Below are 16,516 nucleotides of genomic sequence, written 5' to 3'. Positions count from 1 at the left end.
CTTTCTGTACTGATTGCACAGCCCGCGCCTGTGCGCGGGGCCAGCTTTTATTGCTTGCGCGCAGCAATGGCCTTTTCTGCCACGTCGACCAGATCGGCGCCCACTTGCTGTTTCCACTTGTCATACACGGGGCGGGTGGCCTTCACAAAGGCGTCGCGCTCGGCGGGACTCAGCTGGGTCACGGTCACACCGTTGGCGGCCAGTTCTTTGACCAGTGGCTTGTCGGCTTCGATCATGCCCTTGCGGGCAATGGCGATCTCTTCCTTGCCCGCCTCGATGGCGGCCTGGCGCACGATGTCCTGGTCAGCCTTGGACCAGCTGTTCCAGATGTCCTTGTTGACGACGAAGATCAGCGGATCGTTGATGTAGCCCCACAACGTCATGTGCTTCTGGCCCACGGTGTACAGCTTGGCAGCCTGGTACACGGCCACGGGATTCTCCTGGCCATCCACGGCGCCGCTGGCCATGGCAGGCTGGGCATCGGCCCAGCTCATCTGCGTGGGGTTGGCGCCCAGCGCGGTGAAGGTGTCCACAAAGAGGGGCGAGCCGACGACACGAATCTTGAGGCCCTTCAGGTCGGCAGGCGTCTTGATGGCGTGCTTGGAGTTGGAGATTTCGCGGTAGCCGTTCTCGCCCCAGGCCAGTGGCACCACGCCAGCTTTCTCCAGGCGGGCAAACAGGCGCTTGCCGGGCTCGCCCTGCGTCAGTGCATCGGCGGCGGCATAGTCGGGCATCAGAAAGGGCAGGGCGAACAGATTCAACTCCTTGATCTGCGGCGACCAGTTCAGCGTGGAGCCCACCGCCATGTCGATCACGCCCTGGCGCAACGCGGAGAATTCACGCGTCTGGTCGCCCTGGATCAGCGACACGCCGGGGTAGAGCTTGATGTTGATGCGGCCCTGGGTGCGTTCGCGCACCTTGTTGGCCCAGATCTCGCCGCCCTTGCCCCAGGGAAAGGCGGTGCCCAGCACCAGCGACATGCGGTATTCGCTCTTGTAGTTGCCCTGTGCATGCACGGCAGGAGCGGCAAGGCAGAGCGCAGCAGCTGCGGCCAGCGTGGAGGCGAGGAATTGGCGGGTTTTCATCAGACGGTCTCCTTGTTGAAATACTAAAAAGTGAGCAATCAGCGCTTACTGGGTAAGCGCTTTTGCATGTTTTTATCAATAACCCAGCTTGGCAGGCAGCCACAGGGCGAGCTGCGGGAAGGCAATGACCAGCACCATCACGCAGAACATGGCAAACAGCATCCAGCCGACCCAGCGCACGGTCGACTCCATGCGCACACCAGCGATGCGGCAGCTGACCATCAGGTTGACGGCCAGCGGTGGCGTGAACTGCCCCAGCGCCACCTTCAAGGTCAGAATCACGCCGAACCACACCGGATCCCAGTGGTAGTGCTGCATGATGGGCATGAGCAGCGGCACAAAGATCAAGAAGATCGAAATGCCGTCGAGGAACATGCCGACGGTGATCAGCATCAGGATCAGGAGCGCCATCACACCCCATTCGCCCAGGCCCGAGTTGACGATGGCCGTGGTGATCGGGTCGATCACGCCCAGCGTCGAGAGCGAGAAGGCAAAGATGCCGGCGAGTGACACCACGATCAGGATGACGGCCGACAGCTCGCCCGCTTCGCGCAGGATGGGGAACAGGTCACGCAGGCTGATGGTGCGGTGGATCACCATGCCGACAAACAAGCCATAGAAAACGGCGACCACGGCCGCTTCGGTCGGGGTGAACCAGCCCATGCGCATGCCGCCCAGAATCAATACCGGTGCTGCAAGGCCCCAGGCGGCCTCGCGCAGGCTCTTCCAGAACGGTGGGCGTGGCAGGCTCGACTCCAGTGCGCCCATCTTGTGCTTGCGCGACATCCATACCGCCGGAATGATCAGCGCCAGCCCGGCCAGCACGCCCGGAATCATGCCTGCCGCAAACAGCGCGGGCACCGAGGCGCCGGGCACCAGCACCGAGTAGATGATGAATGCCACCGAAGGCGGAATCAGAATGTCCGTTGCAGCCGCCGCGCCCACCACGCTGGCCGAAAAGCTGCCAGGGTAGCCCGCGCGGCTCATCGCAGCGATCATCACACCGCCAACGGCTGCAGCATTGGCAGGGCCCGAGCCTGAAATGCCGCCGAGAAACATGGCCACGGCAATCGCCACCAGCGGCAGCATGCCCGGACCACGCCCCACGATGGCAATTGCAAAATTGACCAGCCGCAGCGCAACGCCGGAGCGGTCGAAAATGGAGCCCACCAGCACGAACATCGGAATGGCCAGCAGCGGGTATTTGCCCAGGCCTGCATAGAAGTTCTGCGGCACGGCCAGCAGGCCGAACCATTGCGCATCGGCGTTGGCCAGTGCAATTGCCACGGCTCCGGCCAATCCCAGCGCGGCACCAATGGGTACGCCGATCAGCATCAGTGCGATAAAGCCTATGAACAGGAGCGTGGCAATCATGCAAGCTCCTTGGTGGTGACCGTGCTGTCGCCGGTATCGTCCGCCGGTGCTTCAAAGCTGGCCTTGCCCTGGCGCGCGAACAGGCCCAGCGCGCGGATCGTGATCAGCGCCGAAAAAATCGGTAGCCAGACGGAGTACCACCATTGCGGCACGCCAATGCCAGGGGAGGTTTCTTCAAAACGGTAGTCGTCGTAGACCACGCGGATGCTGAGCACGCAGATCAGAGCAAACAGCAGGGCCACCATCAGTGCACCAAAGCGGGCAAAGGCCTTGCGGCGGCGGGCGTTGCCACGGTCGGCAAAGTACTCGATGCGGATGTGCAGGTCACGCGCCACGGCAGCAGAACCTGCCACCATGGCCAGCAGAATCATCAGGAAGACGGAGATTTCCTCGGTCCAGGCGAATGAGCCGTCGGTGAAATAGCGCACGATGACATTGGCAAAGGTGATCAGCGCCAGGAGCGCCATGATCAGCACCGTGAGCCAGTCCTCCAGCCACAGACCTTTGGCGGGTGGTGGTGTGGCGGGAGCGAGAGGGGATGTGTCAGGCGCGGCGGCGCCGCCCGGACGGGTGGAGGAAGGTGGGGTCATAACAACCGGGGTCCAAAAAGGCTCGGCAGAGCCAGACAAAACGCAGAGGCATGAAACACAAGCCGCCTTGTGGGCGGACCATCGCAATCGGGTAGATGGGCTGCTGAACCAGCAAAATTTGCCTGGTGGGTAGACCAGTTGCCGCTGATTATGGCGCGGTTGCGGAGGGCAAAATGCCATGAATTTCCCGCAAACGTTGCGCATATGCACGGAAAGCAAGGTACACGTCGCCGTAGTGACCAATGGCTTCGCCGCAAATTGCGCTGCATTGGTTGGGCCGGTGCGAAGCGTGTGGATAATGCGCGCATGGAAACCAAGTGGCTTGAAGATTTTGTGAGTCTGGCGGAAACGCGCAGTTTCAGCCGGTCGGCGCAGTTGCGCCATGTCACGCAGCCGGCATTCTCACGGCGCATCCAGGCACTGGAATCCTGGGCCGGGGCGGATCTGGTGGATCGAAGCTCCTACCCGACCCGGCTGACGCCCGCAGGCAAGACCTTGTACAACCAGGCCATTGAAATCCTGCAGGCGGTGCAGAGCACGCGCTCCATGCTGCGGGTGCATGCCTCCTCCGGCAAGGACATCATCGACTTTGCCGTGCCGCACACCTTGGCATTCACTTTCTTTCCGGCCTGGGTGTCGAGCCTGCGCAATGATTTCGGCCTGTTCAAGAGCCGCCTGATGGCGCTCAACGTGCACGATGCGGTGGTGCGCCTCGTCGAAGGCGGTTGCGACCTGCTGATTGCCTACCACCATGAATCCCAGCCCATCCAGCTCGACCCGCAGCGCTACGAAATGGTGAGCCTGGGCTGCGAGGCCATGGCACCATACTGCAAGCCGGGGCTTGACGGCCTGCCGCTGTTTCCTCTGCCCGGCACCTCGGAGGTGCCCCTGCCCTTTCTGGGCTACGCACCTGGCGCTTATTTGAGCCGCGTGACCGATCTGGCACTGAAACAGGCGCCAGAGCCCGCCTATCTGGATCGCGTGTACGAAACCGATATGGCCGAAGGCCTGAAAGCGATGGCAATGGAAGGTCATGGCATTGCCTTCCTGCCGCAAAGTGCAGTCCGAAAGGAGCTCAAGGCCAAGAAACTGGTCCGCGCAGACCATCCCAGTTCCGCGCAATGGGAGGTGGAGATGGATGTTCGCGTCTACCGGGAAAAGCCGCAGTCCAAGGACTCCGTCAAAAGCAGTGCGCAGGCCCTGTGGGACTATCTGTCGTCGCGGAATCCCGCACGCCATCCCTGATATGGATAGCGCTATTTATTTTTCTGATTTGCAGGGTAATTTCTAATACGGCCCGCAACTATTTTGTGCAATGCTTACGGATTGCTTATTTTTTGCAGGCCGGAGCTTAGGGTTTTCTTTGGAAAATGCTATGGGCAATGATGATGGGATTTAAATTGCTGAAGATGTGTCAGCATGATCTCATCACATTAGCCTGACCGGTGCACAATCGAGCGCGCGGGTTGTCGCATTGGTGTCTTGATGGTTTTTGACAGCGTGACTACAACCAAACTGATTTTTCTGGAGGTCTGATGATGAAGAAACATTTGCTGGCTTTTGCGGTGGCAGCGGTTGCTGCAGGTAGCGCGTTTGCGCAAGCGGGTGATACCCTGGCGAAGATCAAGTCTTCCGGCAGTATTACCCTGGGCGTGCGTGAATCGTCGGGCCTGGGCTATACGCTGGGCAACGGCAAGTACGTGGGCTTCCATACCGAGATGTCGGAGCGCATTGCCGATGACCTGCAAAAGCAGCTGGGTCTGGCCAAGCTGGAAGTCAAGTACCAGCCGCTGACTTCGCAGAACCGCGTGCCTCTGGTGCAGAACGGTACCGTGGATCTGGAGTGCGGCTCCACCACCAACAACCAGGCCCGCCAGAAGGACGCAGCCTTTGCGTTCACCACCTATGTGGAAGAAATCCGCATTGCCGTGAAAGCCAACTCGGGCATCACCGGCATCAAGGACCTCAATGGCAAGACCATTGTGACCACCACGGGCACCACCTCGGTGCAAACCCTGCGCAAGAACAAGCGCGCCGATGGCCTGACCTTCAAGGAAGTCATGGGCAAGGACCACGCCGACAGCTTCCTGATGCTGGAATCGGGCCGTGCTGACGCCTTCATCATGGACGGCTCCATCCTGGCTGCCAACATCTCCAAGTCCAAGGTTCCTGCCGATTTCAAGATCGTTGGTGAAGTGCTGTCGGTCGAGCCCATCGCCTGCATGATGCGCAAGGACGACGCCGCCTTCAAGAAGGCCGTGGATGACTCCATCGTGCGCCAGATCAAGGATGGCTCGCTGGCCAAGCTGTACGACAAGTGGTTCATGCAACCCATCCCACCGAACAACGTGAAGGTGGGTCTGCCACTGTCGGCTGCGACCAAGGAAGCCTGGGAGCATCCTAACGACAAGCCGATGGAAGCCTACGAAGTCAAGTAAGCACACCTCACGGGTACCGCCCTTCCAACCAGCGGTTTGGAGGGGCGTTTTTGTTGGTACTGGTAATTGATAGTTGCGTGCCGGTGCCAAACATTGCTACAACGACAAAAAAAGAGGTGGCCCTATGAATTGGGATTGGCAAGTATTTTGTGAAGACACCATCGAGCGCCAGGTCGTGCAAGGCTGTTTCGGCAAGAACGGCGATATCACGTATCTGGACTGGTTGATGTCTGCATGGGGATGGACGGTCTCCGTGTCTTTGTGTGCGCTGGTGATCGCTTTGATCGTCGGCTCGATCATCGGTACATTGCGTACCTTGCCAGACCGGCCATGGACGGTGCGTTTTGGCAATGCATGGGTGGAGCTGTTCCGCAATGTGCCGCTGCTGGTGCAGATTTTCCTGTGGTACCACGTGGTGCCGGCCATCTTCCCCGTATTGAAGCAGGTACCCGGGTTCCTGCTGGTGGTGCTGGCGCTGGGTTTTTTCACCTCTGCCCGTATCGCCGAGCAGTTGCGCGCTGGTATCCAGGCGCTGCCGCGTGGCCAGCGTTATGCAGGCATGGCGCTGGGCTTCACCACGTTCCAGTACTACCGCTATGTGCTGCTGCCCATGGCTTACCGCATCATCATTCCGCCGCTCACCAGCGAGGCGATGAACATTTTCAAGAATTCGTCCGTGGCGTTTGCCGTGTCGGTGGCAGAGCTGACCCTGTTCGCCATGCAGGCACAGGAAGAAACCTCGCGCGGTATCGAGGTCTACCTGGCAGTGACGGGCCTCTACATGATCTCGGCCTTTGTGATCAATCGCATCATGGCTTTCATTGAAAAGAAGAGCCGCATTCCAGGCTTCATTACTGCCGGCGGATCGGGAGGCCACTGAGATGAATCTGAATCTTGACTTTTCCTTCTACAACTGGGACCTGATCCAGAACTTCATCATCAAGGGTCTGGGTTTCAGCGTGATGCTGACCATCATCGCGACCCTGGGTGGCATCTTCTTTGGTACCTTGCTGGCGCTGATGCGCCTGTCGGGCAACAAGCTGCTCACGGTGCCAGCGACGATCTACGTCAACGGCATGCGCTCCATTCCGCTGGTGATGGTGATCCTGTGGTTCTTCCTGCTGGTGCCTTTGTTGATCGGCAAGCCGATTGGCGCTGAAATGTCGGCCATCATCACCTTCGTGGCGTTTGAGGCGGCGTATTTCTCGGAGATCATGCGCGCCGGTATCCAGTCGATTCCGCGCGGTCAGGTGTATGCCGGCCAGGCGCTGGGAATGACTTACGGCCAGAACATGCGTCTGGTGGTGCTGCCGCAGGCCTTCCGCAACATGCTGCCCGTGCTGCTGACGCAGACCATCATTCTGTTCCAGGACACTTCGCTGGTGTACGCCATCGGCGCCTACGACATGCTCAAGGGCTTTGAAGTGGCAGGCAAGAATTTCGGCCGTCCGGTCGAGGCCTATCTGGCGGCTGCCGTCCTGTACTTCATCATCTGCTTTACGCTGTCGTGGTTTGTGAAGCGTCTGCACAAAAAGATCGCCATCATCCGTTGATGCTGCAATACAAAGGATATCCAAATGATTGAAATGAAGAATGTCTCCAAGTGGTATGGCAGCTTCCAGGTGCTCAACGACTGCTCCACCAGCATCAGCAAGGGTGAAGTGGTGGTGGTGTGCGGCCCTTCGGGTTCCGGCAAGTCCACGCTGATCAAGACAATCAATGCACTGGAGCCGGTGCAGAAGGGTGAAATCTGGGTCAACGGCACCGCAGTGCACGATCCCAAGACCGATTTGCCCAAGCTGCGCAGCACCGTGGGCATGGTATTCCAGCACTTCGAGCTCTTCCCCCACCTGTCGGTGACGGAGAACCTGACCATCGCACAGATGAAGGTGCTGGGCCGCAGTGCGGACGAAGCCAAGACCCGAGGCCTGAAGATGCTGGACCGCGTGGGCCTGATGGCGCACAAGGACAAGTTCCCAGGCCAGCTCTCCGGCGGTCAGCAGCAGCGTGTGGCCATTGCACGTGCGCTGTCGATGGACCCGACCGTGATGCTGTTTGACGAGCCCACTTCCGCGCTGGACCCTGAAATGGTTGGCGAGGTGCTGGACGTGATGATCGGCCTTGCCCATGAAGGGATGACCATGATGTGCGTGACGCACGAAATGGGCTTTGCCAAGAAGGTGGCCAGCCGCGTGATCTTCATGGACGTGGGCGGCAAGATCCTCGAAGACTGCAGCAAGGACGAGTTCTTCGGCAACCCCGATGCCCGTCAGCCTCGTACCAAGGACTTCCTGAGCAAGATCCTGCAGCACTGATTCGGTACTGCTTCAAAAACAAGAGCTGCCAGCGCTTGTCTTGTTTGGGTTTTAGATGAAAATCATCATAAAACCCACAACAGGAGTGCGCTGGCAGCTCTTTTTTAAGTAACTGGTGACGACATACGCATAGGAGTGCATGCATTGGACGCGTGTCGCTTTCTGCCTGCGCCGCTGCGGTAGGTGCTTTGTCGAAAGCTGTGGCTAGCGCGGCCTGTTGAGGCTCAGTTGTCGAACTTGTCGCTGGGGTAGCGCAACATGTCGGTCAGCAGGTAAGACATCGGCGTATTCAGGTTGAAGCGCTTGCCTGGCAGCGGCGACTCAAACCACTTCTTGTAGAGGCGGGCGATCTCCTGTTTGCTCGCCATGGCCCGCATTTCTTCGTCAAACACCTTCTTCATGCGAGTGTCACTCTCGCGCATCATCACCGAGAGAGGTTCGATCGACATCAGCTTGCCGACGATCTTGAACTGCTCGGGCTTGGCGGCCTGTGCACGATAGGCGGCCAGCAGCACATCGTCCATCAACCAGGCGTCGGCTATGCCGTTCTGCACTGCATTGAAGCAGTCCTGGTGCTGCAGGCATTCGGAATGCTCTAACTTCAGGCCGTTGTTCAGTACGCTGTTCAGCGTTTGAAAGGAGGAGGTGCCCTTGCTGGTGATGACGCGCTTGCCCTCTAGGCCATACATATCGTTGATCTTGCTGCTGCTCAGGGTGAGGATGCGTACCCCTGTCACGTAGTACGGCATGCTGAACGCAACGCGCCGTGTTTCACGCCGCTCCCTGTTGTTGGTGGTATTGCTGCAGTCCATGTCAATCTTGCCACTGGCAAGATCGGTAAAGCGCGTCTGCCCATTGATGGCGTGGTAGCGGATGTCGAGTTGGGGAATGGCCATGGCCTGCTGCAGCTTGGCGACCAACGCTTGGCAGATATCAATCGCATAACCGACCGGTATTTTCGATCCTTCTATCGCGTACGAGAATGGAAGGCCGTCCGGTCGGTATCCGATGGTGATCGCGCGCGCATTTTTAATCTTGTCCCAACTTCCCGATGAGGAGGTTTGATCTTGCGCAAAGCAGATGTTGGCAATGACCAACAACGAAGCGGCAGGCAATAGGTGTCTTAGCAACATTTGGACTAAGTTTCATCAGTAATCATGCTTTCATTGGGCACGCACTTGCACTGCAGCCCTCCCTTTTTTCCTCTGGTTGACCCGTCCTGCCGGAGGTTGACACCTTTTCTTGAAGGAAAAGGCAAGTCTCATGGAATCAGGCTCCAAGCGAACCCAGAGGGACTACACGCTGGCTTTTAAGCTGGCAGTGGTCGAGCAGGTGGAAAAAGGCGAGTTGACATACAAGCAAGCGCAGACGCGCTATGGGATCCAGGGTCGATCAACGGTGCTGGTATGGCTGCGCAAGCATGGTCGCCAAGGTTGGGGGCGTGGTGCATCATGTGCAGCCATGCCCCCAGACAAAACGCCCCAAGCACTGACGCCCGAGCAGCAGATCAAGGCCTTGCAAGTGCAGCTCAAAGAGGCCAACGAGAAGGCCCAGCTGTTCGAGGCGATGCTTGATGTTCTGAAGAAGGACTATGGAGTGCGCGTCGTAAAAAAGCCTTCGGGCAAGTCCTCGCGCAGCGGCTCGTCCAAGGGCTGAGCGTGGCGAGGGCTTGCCGCTGCATGGGGCTGAGCCGGCAGGCGTACTACCAGGGCCAACGGCGCCACGCACGGCGTGAGAGCCGGGCCGAGGCGGTGGTGCAGCTGGTGCGCGATTGGCGGGTTCGCCAGCCCAGGCTGGGTACGCGCAAGTTGCACCATGTGCTGCGCGAGCCGCTGGGGCAGGCGGGTATCCGTCTGGGGCGCGATGCGCTGTTCGATGTGCTGCGCAACGCCCGAATGCTGGTGCCCGCACGGCGGGCGTACCACAAGACCACCGACAGCCATCACCGGCTTCGTCGTCATCCCAACCTGCTCAAGGCGGGCGAGCAGCAGGTGTGCGCCAGGGCCAGCGAGCAGGTCTGGGTGGCCGACATCACCTACCTGCCCACGGCTGACAAGTTCGTCTACCTGAGCCTGGTCACCGACGCCTACTCGCGCAAGATCGTGGGCTGGCATGTGCATGACAGCCTGCAAACCGAGCCGATGGCCCAGGCTCTGAAGATGGCCTTGCGTGCCCGCCAAAGCCACCAGCGCTTGGTGCACCACTCGGATCGGGGCATCCAGTACTGCTCGAGCTACTACCAGAGCATCCATCGGCGCCACGGCCTGTACTGCTCAATGACCGATGGCTACGACTGCTACCAGAACGCGCTGGCCGAGCGGGTCAACGGTATCCTCAAAGGCGAGCTGTTGCTGCAGCGGCCCGCCAACCTGGAGCAGGCCCGGCGCATGGTGGGCGAGTCGGTGAGGATCTACAACACCGAGCGTCCCCATCTATCGTTGAAAATGCAAACGCCCGATGCGGTGCATCGGGCGTCCTTGGCCGGCATCCGCCGGCTTGAATTACCGTCCCAGGTGTCAACCTAATCTAGGACGGGTCAGGTGCCTTGGCGGGCATGAGGCTCTTCTCGATTGCATGTTACGGAGATATGACCAATGCGACAATCGTGTGATGAGCACGATCCAGACCCTCTCCATCACTCGTCCAGATGACTGGCATATCCACTTGCGCGACGGCGCTGCCTTGGCCACAACCGTGCCGCACGCGGCGCAGCAGTTTGCGCGTGCCATCGTCATGCCCAATCTCAAGCCACCAGTCACCACGGCTGTTCTGGCGCAGGCCTACAGGGAGCGCATCCTGGCGGCGGTGCCGCAGGGGCTGTCGTTCGAGCCGCTGATGACGCTGTACCTTACGGACAATCTGGCGCCCGAGGAGATCGTGCGTGCCAAGGCAGCGGGTGTGGTCGCCTGCAAGCTCTACCCGGCAGGCGCCACCACCAACAGCGACCATGGTGTGACCGATATTCGCAAGATCTACCCCACGCTCGAGGCCATGCAGCGCGCAGGCATGCTGCTGCTCGTGCACGGTGAAGTCACCAGCAGCGACATCGATCTGTTCGACCGCGAAGCCGCCTTCATCGACCAACACATGATTCCGCTGCGCCGTGATTTCCCGGAGCTGAAAATCGTCTTCGAACACATCACCACCCAGGAAGCCGCGCAGTATGTGGAAGACAGCGACAGCCATACCGCCGCCACCATCACCGCACAGCACCTGCTCTACAACCGCAACGCCATCTTCACCGGTGGCATCCGCCCGCACTACTACTGCCTTCCGGTCTTGAAGCGCGAGGTGCACCGCCAGGCGCTCGTCAAGGCGGCCACCAGTGGCAGTCCGAAGTTTTTCCTGGGTACCGACAGTGCCCCGCATGCTGCGCAGTTGAAGGAGGCAGCCACTGGTTGCGCAGGTTGCTACACCGCGCACGCAGCCATCGAGATGTACGCTGAGGTGTTTGACAATGCGGGTGCGCTGGACAAGCTTGAAGGCTTTGCCAGCTTTCACGGCCCTGATTTCTACAACCTGCCGCGCAACACGGATCGCATCACCCTGGCACGCCAGAGCTGGACGCCGCCGGAAGCCTTCGCGTTTGGCGAGACAGAACTCAAGCCCCTGCGTTCTGGTGAAGCCCTGCCTTGGAAGCTGGTGGCTGCCTGAGATAGTTGCTATTGAAAGATGAGTTTTCGCGCTAGCCAGCCATGCTTTGGCGGCCTGTTTTGCCTCAGCGCTTTGACTTCGGCAGCCCAATCCCTCTGGTCGGCCCTGGACTGGAGCGCTCCCTGGCTGGCGCCATACCGTGGCCTGGTCTCGCGAGTGCAAATGCTGTCCGCAAACCCGGAAAACCGGGTGGCGGACGTGCTCAATCAGCTGGGAGGCTGCGAGCTGCGCTTTGTACCGCAGACCGACCTGCCAGAAGGTGAGGCCTATGAAGCCTTCATCGCCCGCACCGGCTGTGTGCCCACGCGCGAGCATCTGCACGATGCGCTCAACGGCCTTGTCTGGCACCGTTTTCCGCGCACCAAGGCGCGGCTCAATGCCTGGCAGGCGCAGGCCATTGCATTGCAGGGTGTGGGCGCGCAGCGTGGCGCATTGCGCGACGCGCTTACGTTGTTCGACGAAAACGGGGCAGTGTTGCTGGCCCCCGAGCCGCTGTGGCAGGCGCTGCGGGCGCGCGAGTGGCAGCGTCTTTTCGTCGACCTTCGGCCCTTGTGGTCCGATGCGCAACTGATTCTGACGGGCCACGCGCTGCTCGAGAAACTCGTCCAGCCGAGAAAACCGATCACCGCGCATGTTTTTTGCCACCCATTCGCTGCGCGCTTGGGGGACAATATCGATACAGCCATCGCACAAGCCCTGGACGCAGCGCCGCTCGCGACCAAACCATTTACACCACTGCCAGTGTTGGGTGTTCCAGGGTGGAGCCAGGAAAACGAGAACTTTTCCTTCTACGATGACTCTTGCGTATTTCGCGCGGCACGACTGCCAAAACCTTGATAACAACACCAGTCGATGCCAGAAAAAGGCAGGTAAGGCCTTGAATTACCGAAACTTTGCCTCAATTAGCGATCAATGCGTTCCCCTTATTGGAGAAACCCCTCAATGAAACGAATTTTTCTGTTCTTGCTGACCAACGTCGCTGTCGTGGTGGTGCTGGGCATTGTCGCCAGCCTGCTGGGCGTCAACCGCTATCTCACATCCAATGGCCTGAACCTGGGCGCTCTGCTTGGCTTTGCCTTCATCATGGGCTTTGGCGGCGCCATCATCTCGCTGCTGATGAGCAAGCCCATTGCCAAGATGAGCATGGGCGTCAAGATCATCAACCAGCCTGCCAATGCGGACGAAGCCTGGATCGTGGAAACCGTGCGTCGTTTTTCCGACTCCGCAGGCATCAACATGCCTGAGGTCGGTATCTACGAAGGCGAGCCCAATGCCTTTGCCACGGGCGCGTTCAAGAACTCGGCGCTGGTCGCGGTGTCCACCGGATTGCTGCAGGGCATGACGCGCGAGGAAATCGAGGCCGTGATCGGCCACGAGGTGGCCCACGTCGCCAACGGTGACATGGTGACCATGGCGCTGATCCAGGGTGTGATGAACACCTTCGTCGTCTTCCTCTCGCGTGTCATCGGCTATGCGGTCGATTCCTTCCTGCGCCGCAACGACGAAGAAAGCTCCGGCCCCGGCATTGGCTACATGATCACCACCATCGTGCTGGATATCGTGTTCGGCTTCCTCGCAGCCATCATCGTGGCCTGGTTCTCGCGCCAGCGTGAATTCCGTGCAGATGCCGGCGCTGCCAAACTGATGGGCCGCAAGCAGCCGATGATCAATGCGCTGTACCGCCTGGGCGGCATGCAGCCCGGTGTACTGCCCCAGAGCATGCAGGCCATGGGCATTACCGGCGGTTTGGGCAAGCTGTTCAGCTCGCACCCGCCCATCGAAGAGCGCGTTGCCGCACTGCAAAACAGCCAGGCGCAATAACAGGCCGCCAGCCCTTTCTCAAAAGCACTGCTTCGGCAGTGCTTTTTTTATGGTTATCGGCTGCCCGCGCCGGATGTGTTGGCGTGCTTGAGGTCGGTGTGGGTTATTGGCGCAGATCCGCGCGGGCCTGCCTTTTACCAGCGGTTTACGCACGGCTCACGCAGCGTTAAGGCGTGTTTTCTGTAATAGGCCCATCGCAATGACTGGAGATGTACCATGTCCCCCACCCCCCATTCCTGGCGCCCTGCGGTGCTCTGCGCAGGGGCCTTGGCGGTCGCCGCGCTGATGACCGGTTGTGTCGTGGCACCTGCCGACCCGTACTACTACGGCAATGCCGGGGCCGTGGTGGTGTCACCCGAAGCGCCTCCGCCCGTACAGTATGAGCCGGCACCGGTTGCCGTGGCGCCGGTAGCGGCGCAGATCTGGATTGGCGGCTTCTGGGATTGGAGCGGAGGCCGCTATGTTTGGCGCCAGGGGCGCTGGGCCACGCCGCCGCACCGTGGTGACCGTTGGGTGCCCCGCGAATGGGTGCGTGGCCCGCGCGGCTGGCAGGCCCGTGGCGGACATTGGGAGCGGCGTTGAATATCCTGCTGAGGCAGCCCTTCATGCAGAAAGCGCCTCGCGGCGCTTTTGCTTGGGGAGCGCCGACTGGTGGCGATCAACGGATTGAGTAGTTCAGCTGAAACATCAGCGCTGATTTGCCCAACAGATTGAGCTGGGCGCCCCAGTGCTCGTCAAAGTTCCAGCCCAGCGCAGGAATGGCAGTAAGGCCCCAACCGTTCTTGTTGTTGAGCGGAATCTTCTTATGGTATGGGTATTTGTAGCCGTGGATTACGCCACCGGTGAGTTTGAAAAACAGCTGTGGCGTGCCAGACAGGGGCCTGAACTGCCAGCCGTAATAGGCATATTGGCTGGGCTGGCCAAATGAGTTGCTGAAATACGCAAAACCAGCTACTTGGCGTTCATCAAGCTGTTTTTCTGCATTGACCAGCCACACATATTTGTGCTTCTCGTCATCGGGTTCGTAATCGTGCTCTTTTTTGGCGTCCGAAAAGTGGTAGGTATAAGGGGCGTAGCCGAATGACCACCCAGATAGTGCCGAGCCACTGCCGCTGCCCAGGCTGTCTATATCGGCGGCACAAGCCATATTGGAGAGCGCACACACAAGCGCTGTGCCCAGGCAGGAATTCAACGTGCGGAGGATGGAGCCAGCCATGAAAAACCTTCAGCAATATCTTCAGTCAGAACAATCCAAAATTGTAGGATGGGCCTGCGAAGAATGTTCATCACTTGTGGTGCAAAGGCTGCGATGGTGTAAAAAGCGGCATTCTTAAGGAATTTTTAAGCCTATTTGCGCGAGATTAATAACTCGAAAATCCGAAACATGCAAGCGCGTACCGTTCAATAAAAATGCCACCCGAAGGTGGCATTTTTCATTTTTTTAAATCTCTATAAGATTTCTCTCGAAGAGAGTTGTGTCATTGAATGTCGGCTGCGCTTTTACCGTGCGGGATTGCGGCGGCTCATCAATGCGCCCACAAAACCCAAGAGGAGAGCCGTAAACAGCAGCGCAAAGCCTCCTAAGCCTGGAACCGGTGCTGGTGTTTTGATCACCGGAGCAGTCCAGGAGACATTCAGCACGTTGGAGGTAATCGTATTGTTGGAAGAAACAAAAGATGCCTCGATAGCGTCGCTGCCTACACCACCGGTTCCCGGGTAGCTGAAGTTGGCATTCCCATTGGCGTCGGTATTGGCCGTAAAGGTTTGGCCTGCATTGGGGCCGGAGGTGACCGTGAAGGTGACGCTGACGTTGGGTTGTGGTGCGCCATTTTCATCGGTAATGACGGCTTGTACCTCATGTGAAGTTCCCACGGGGTGCGTGTCCACGGTCTGGCTCAGAGCAATCTGCAGCACTGGAGCGGTCCAGGTGACATTCAGCACGTTGGAGGTAATCGTATTGTTGGAAGAAACAAAAGATGCCTCGATAGCGTCGCTGCCTACACCACCGGTTCCCGGGTAGCTGAAGTTGGCTTTCCCATTGGCGTCGGTATTGGCCGTAAAGGTTTGGCCTGCATTGGGGCCGGTGGTGACCGTGAAAGTGACACTGATATTGGGTTGTGGGACGCCATTGGTGTCGGTGATGACGGCTTGCACATCATGGGTAGCACCCACCGTATGGGTGTCCACCAGTTGGCTCAGCAGAATGCCCGAACCAATGATCGCCGGGGTCGAGCTTTGGAAGTAGGCAAAGAAGATGTTGTCGTCCGAGGACGCGTTGACGGTATAGGTGGAGATGGCTGTTGTGCTGGAGGTCAGGAATGGCAGCAACGAATACAGCTCATCGTCTGACCGCGCGTTTGTTGCCAATGCAAGCGGGTCTGCAGGATTGTCATTGCTGTCGCCGATTCCGCCCACCGTGAGCAGTGCGCCATTGGCATGCTCGCCATCATCATCACCTCCAGCAGAAGAGGTGAGGGTCTGGCCATTGATTTGAACCATGCTGTTCTGGTTGGTGGAATTTTCCTGATAACCGAAAGAAATTCCCAACCCCATATCCAATTGGGCACCCGGCACGGCTGGGTCAATGGGACTTGCCAGTGTCACGTTGAAGGTATCGCCGGCCGAGGACTGTGCCCCGAAGTTCAACAGAACGCTTGAGTCCTTGGTCTGGCTCGGATCATCAAACACCACAACAAGCACACTGCCGTCCACTTGCCCGCTCGTCGCAACCGACTCATTGACAACGATGTTGGACAGGCCCACCGCTGCGCCATCAATGATGGGTTTGACGACAGAAGTGACGTCTGCACGGTAGTTGCGTATGCCAATCACGTTGCTCAGAACATTTTCTGTCCAGGCAATGGGCTGTCCTGCCAGAGAAATGCTGTTGTCAGCCAAGGTAGCTCCGGGGCTGGCGGCCGTCATCAAGAACGCAATCTTGACGGTGGAGGTTGCGCTGGGCTTGTTGACGCGGATATTGCATTCATTGGCTAACGTACCACAACCGTCAACCGATAGCCCCAGCTTGCCAGTCGCACTGTAGAAGTTGACCAGTGCGGCTTGGGCTGGTGCACCTGCCATTCCTAAAATTGTCACTATCGTGGCAATTAGATAAAGTAATTTAGATTTTATAAATTTGTTCAATTTACTCTCACTAAAGCAGTTGGAACAGGTATGTGACTTGAGTTGGACGCTGGTGATCACTCACATTGAGTGTACATTCACACACAATTCAACTA

16 protein-coding genes are annotated in these 16,516 nt (G+C 58.8%); 10 read left to right on the top strand and 6 right to left on the bottom strand.

Annotated elements, in window-relative coordinates:
- Positions 1 to 47: 47 nt before the first annotated feature.
- The 3 genes from LAD35_RS18565 to LAD35_RS18555 all read right to left on the bottom strand — a co-directional run bounded on the left by LAD35_RS18565 (position 48) and on the right by LAD35_RS18555 (position 3,049).
- The gene (locus LAD35_RS18565) at positions 48 to 1,085 is read right to left on the bottom strand and encodes a DctP family TRAP transporter solute-binding subunit (RefSeq protein WP_224150419.1); all 1,038 of its coding nucleotides are present in this window, start codon (positions 1,083 to 1,085) and stop codon (positions 48 to 50) included.
- A 75-nt stretch (positions 1,086 to 1,160) separates the two neighbouring features.
- Positions 1,161 to 2,459 carry a TRAP transporter large permease gene (locus tag LAD35_RS18560; RefSeq protein ID WP_224150418.1) on the bottom strand — a complete coding sequence of 433 codons (1,299 nt, stop codon included), beginning with the start codon at positions 2,457 to 2,459 and terminating at the stop codon, positions 1,161 to 1,163.
- Positions 2,456 to 3,049 (bottom strand): TRAP transporter small permease, encoded by a 594-nt coding sequence (locus LAD35_RS18555; RefSeq protein WP_224150417.1) that lies wholly within the window; start codon positions 3,047 to 3,049, stop codon positions 2,456 to 2,458. The genes LAD35_RS18560 and LAD35_RS18555 overlap by 4 nt, the downstream gene beginning before the upstream one ends.
- A 306-nt stretch (positions 3,050 to 3,355) precedes the next feature.
- Between LAD35_RS18555 and LAD35_RS18550 the strand changes: the two genes are divergently transcribed.
- From LAD35_RS18550 to LAD35_RS18530, 5 genes are all read left to right on the top strand, one after another.
- Positions 3,356 to 4,294, top strand: coding sequence for a LysR substrate-binding domain-containing protein (locus LAD35_RS18550; protein ID WP_224150416.1), 939 nt, complete (start codon positions 3,356 to 3,358; stop codon positions 4,292 to 4,294).
- A 293-nt stretch (positions 4,295 to 4,587) separates the two neighbouring features.
- Complete coding sequence (locus LAD35_RS18545; protein ID WP_224152804.1) at positions 4,588 to 5,487, top strand: transporter substrate-binding domain-containing protein; 900 nt, start codon at positions 4,588 to 4,590, stop codon at positions 5,485 to 5,487.
- Between the two features lie 124 nt (positions 5,488 to 5,611).
- Positions 5,612 to 6,367 (top strand): amino acid ABC transporter permease, encoded by a 756-nt coding sequence (locus LAD35_RS18540; protein WP_224150415.1) that lies wholly within the window; start codon positions 5,612 to 5,614, stop codon positions 6,365 to 6,367.
- A gap of 1 nt (position 6,368) precedes the next feature.
- The gene (locus LAD35_RS18535) at positions 6,369 to 7,040 is read left to right on the top strand and encodes an amino acid ABC transporter permease (protein WP_224150414.1); all 672 of its coding nucleotides are present in this window, start codon (positions 6,369 to 6,371) and stop codon (positions 7,038 to 7,040) included.
- A 24-nt stretch (positions 7,041 to 7,064) separates the two neighbouring features.
- Positions 7,065 to 7,802, top strand: coding sequence for an amino acid ABC transporter ATP-binding protein (locus tag LAD35_RS18530; RefSeq protein ID WP_184704033.1), 738 nt, complete (start codon positions 7,065 to 7,067; stop codon positions 7,800 to 7,802).
- 224 nt (positions 7,803 to 8,026) lie between these two features.
- Here the strand turns inward: LAD35_RS18530 and LAD35_RS18525 are convergent, their stop codons facing one another.
- Entirely contained in the window at positions 8,027 to 8,935 is a 909-nt protein-coding gene (locus LAD35_RS18525; RefSeq protein ID WP_224150413.1) for an amino acid ABC transporter substrate-binding protein, read from the bottom strand.
- A gap of 130 nt (positions 8,936 to 9,065) precedes the next feature.
- Between LAD35_RS18525 and LAD35_RS18520 the strand changes: the two genes are divergently transcribed.
- From LAD35_RS18520 to LAD35_RS18500, 5 genes are all read left to right on the top strand, one after another.
- A protein-coding gene (locus LAD35_RS18520; protein WP_396022754.1) for an IS3 family transposase occupies positions 9,066 to 10,327 on the top strand; the annotation gives its coding sequence in 2 pieces (ribosomal slippage) (positions 9,066 to 9,423 and positions 9,423 to 10,327; 1,263 coding nt in all).
- Between the two features lie 85 nt (positions 10,328 to 10,412).
- A complete protein-coding gene (gene pyrC, locus LAD35_RS18515; protein WP_396022761.1) occupies positions 10,413 to 11,456 on the top strand; it encodes a dihydroorotase in 1,044 nt (347 codons plus the stop codon).
- Positions 11,457 to 11,618: 162 nt separating this feature from the next.
- On the top strand, positions 11,619 to 12,293 hold the full coding sequence (locus LAD35_RS18510; RefSeq protein ID WP_224150411.1) for a DUF3025 domain-containing protein: 675 nt from the start codon (positions 11,619 to 11,621) through the stop codon (positions 12,291 to 12,293).
- Positions 12,294 to 12,398: 105 nt separating this feature from the next.
- Positions 12,399 to 13,277: a protease HtpX gene (gene htpX / locus LAD35_RS18505; protein WP_224150410.1), complete on the top strand. Its 879-nt coding sequence runs from the start codon at positions 12,399 to 12,401 to the stop codon at positions 13,275 to 13,277.
- Positions 13,278 to 13,493: 216 nt separating this feature from the next.
- Entirely contained in the window at positions 13,494 to 13,859 is a 366-nt protein-coding gene (locus tag LAD35_RS18500) for a hypothetical protein (protein WP_224150409.1), read from the top strand.
- Positions 13,860 to 13,935: 76 nt separating this feature from the next.
- On the opposite strand, the gene LAD35_RS18495 is transcribed toward LAD35_RS18500, so the two are convergent.
- On the bottom strand, positions 13,936 to 14,493 hold the full coding sequence (locus LAD35_RS18495; RefSeq protein WP_224150408.1) for a hypothetical protein: 558 nt from the start codon (positions 14,491 to 14,493) through the stop codon (positions 13,936 to 13,938).
- Positions 14,494 to 14,777: 284 nt separating this feature from the next.
- Positions 14,778 to 16,481: an Ig-like domain-containing protein gene (locus tag LAD35_RS18490; RefSeq protein ID WP_224150407.1), complete on the bottom strand. Its 1,704-nt coding sequence runs from the start codon at positions 16,479 to 16,481 to the stop codon at positions 14,778 to 14,780.
- Positions 16,482 to 16,516: the final 35 nt, after the last annotated feature.

The organism is Comamonas odontotermitis (genome assembly GCF_020080045.1).
GTDB lineage: Bacteria > Pseudomonadota > Gammaproteobacteria > Burkholderiales > Burkholderiaceae_C > Comamonas > Comamonas odontotermitis.
This window is presented reverse-complemented; position numbering and strand designations above follow the sequence as displayed.

Bases quoted from the DNA above. Each gene is read 5' to 3' on its own strand.
- LAD35_RS18565 (WP_224150419.1), bottom strand. From the start codon at position 1,085: ATGAAAACCCGCCAATTCCTCGCCTCCACGCTGGCCGCAGCTGCTGCG.
- LAD35_RS18530 (WP_184704033.1), top strand. From the start codon at position 7,065: ATGATTGAAATGAAGAATGTCTCCAAGTGGTATGGCAGCTTCCAGGTG.
- LAD35_RS18545 (WP_224152804.1), top strand. From the start codon at position 4,588: ATGAAGAAACATTTGCTGGCTTTTGCGGTGGCAGCGGTTGCTGCAGGT.
- LAD35_RS18535 (WP_224150414.1), top strand. From the start codon at position 6,369: ATGAATCTGAATCTTGACTTTTCCTTCTACAACTGGGACCTGATCCAG.
- LAD35_RS18560 (WP_224150418.1), bottom strand. From the start codon at position 2,459: ATGATTGCCACGCTCCTGTTCATAGGCTTTATCGCACTGATGCTGATC.
- LAD35_RS18500 (WP_224150409.1), top strand. From the start codon at position 13,494: ATGTCCCCCACCCCCCATTCCTGGCGCCCTGCGGTGCTCTGCGCAGGG.
- LAD35_RS18550 (WP_224150416.1), top strand. From the start codon at position 3,356: ATGGAAACCAAGTGGCTTGAAGATTTTGTGAGTCTGGCGGAAACGCGC.
- LAD35_RS18495 (WP_224150408.1), bottom strand. From the start codon at position 14,493: ATGGCTGGCTCCATCCTCCGCACGTTGAATTCCTGCCTGGGCACAGCG.
- LAD35_RS18540 (WP_224150415.1), top strand. From the start codon at position 5,612: ATGAATTGGGATTGGCAAGTATTTTGTGAAGACACCATCGAGCGCCAG.
- LAD35_RS18555 (WP_224150417.1), bottom strand. From the start codon at position 3,049: ATGACCCCACCTTCCTCCACCCGTCCGGGCGGCGCCGCCGCGCCTGAC.
- htpX (WP_224150410.1), top strand. From the start codon at position 12,399: ATGAAACGAATTTTTCTGTTCTTGCTGACCAACGTCGCTGTCGTGGTG.
- LAD35_RS18510 (WP_224150411.1), top strand. From the start codon at position 11,619: ATGCTGTCCGCAAACCCGGAAAACCGGGTGGCGGACGTGCTCAATCAG.
- LAD35_RS18525 (WP_224150413.1), bottom strand. From the start codon at position 8,935: ATGTTGCTAAGACACCTATTGCCTGCCGCTTCGTTGTTGGTCATTGCC.
- pyrC (WP_396022761.1), top strand. From the start codon at position 10,413: ATGAGCACGATCCAGACCCTCTCCATCACTCGTCCAGATGACTGGCAT.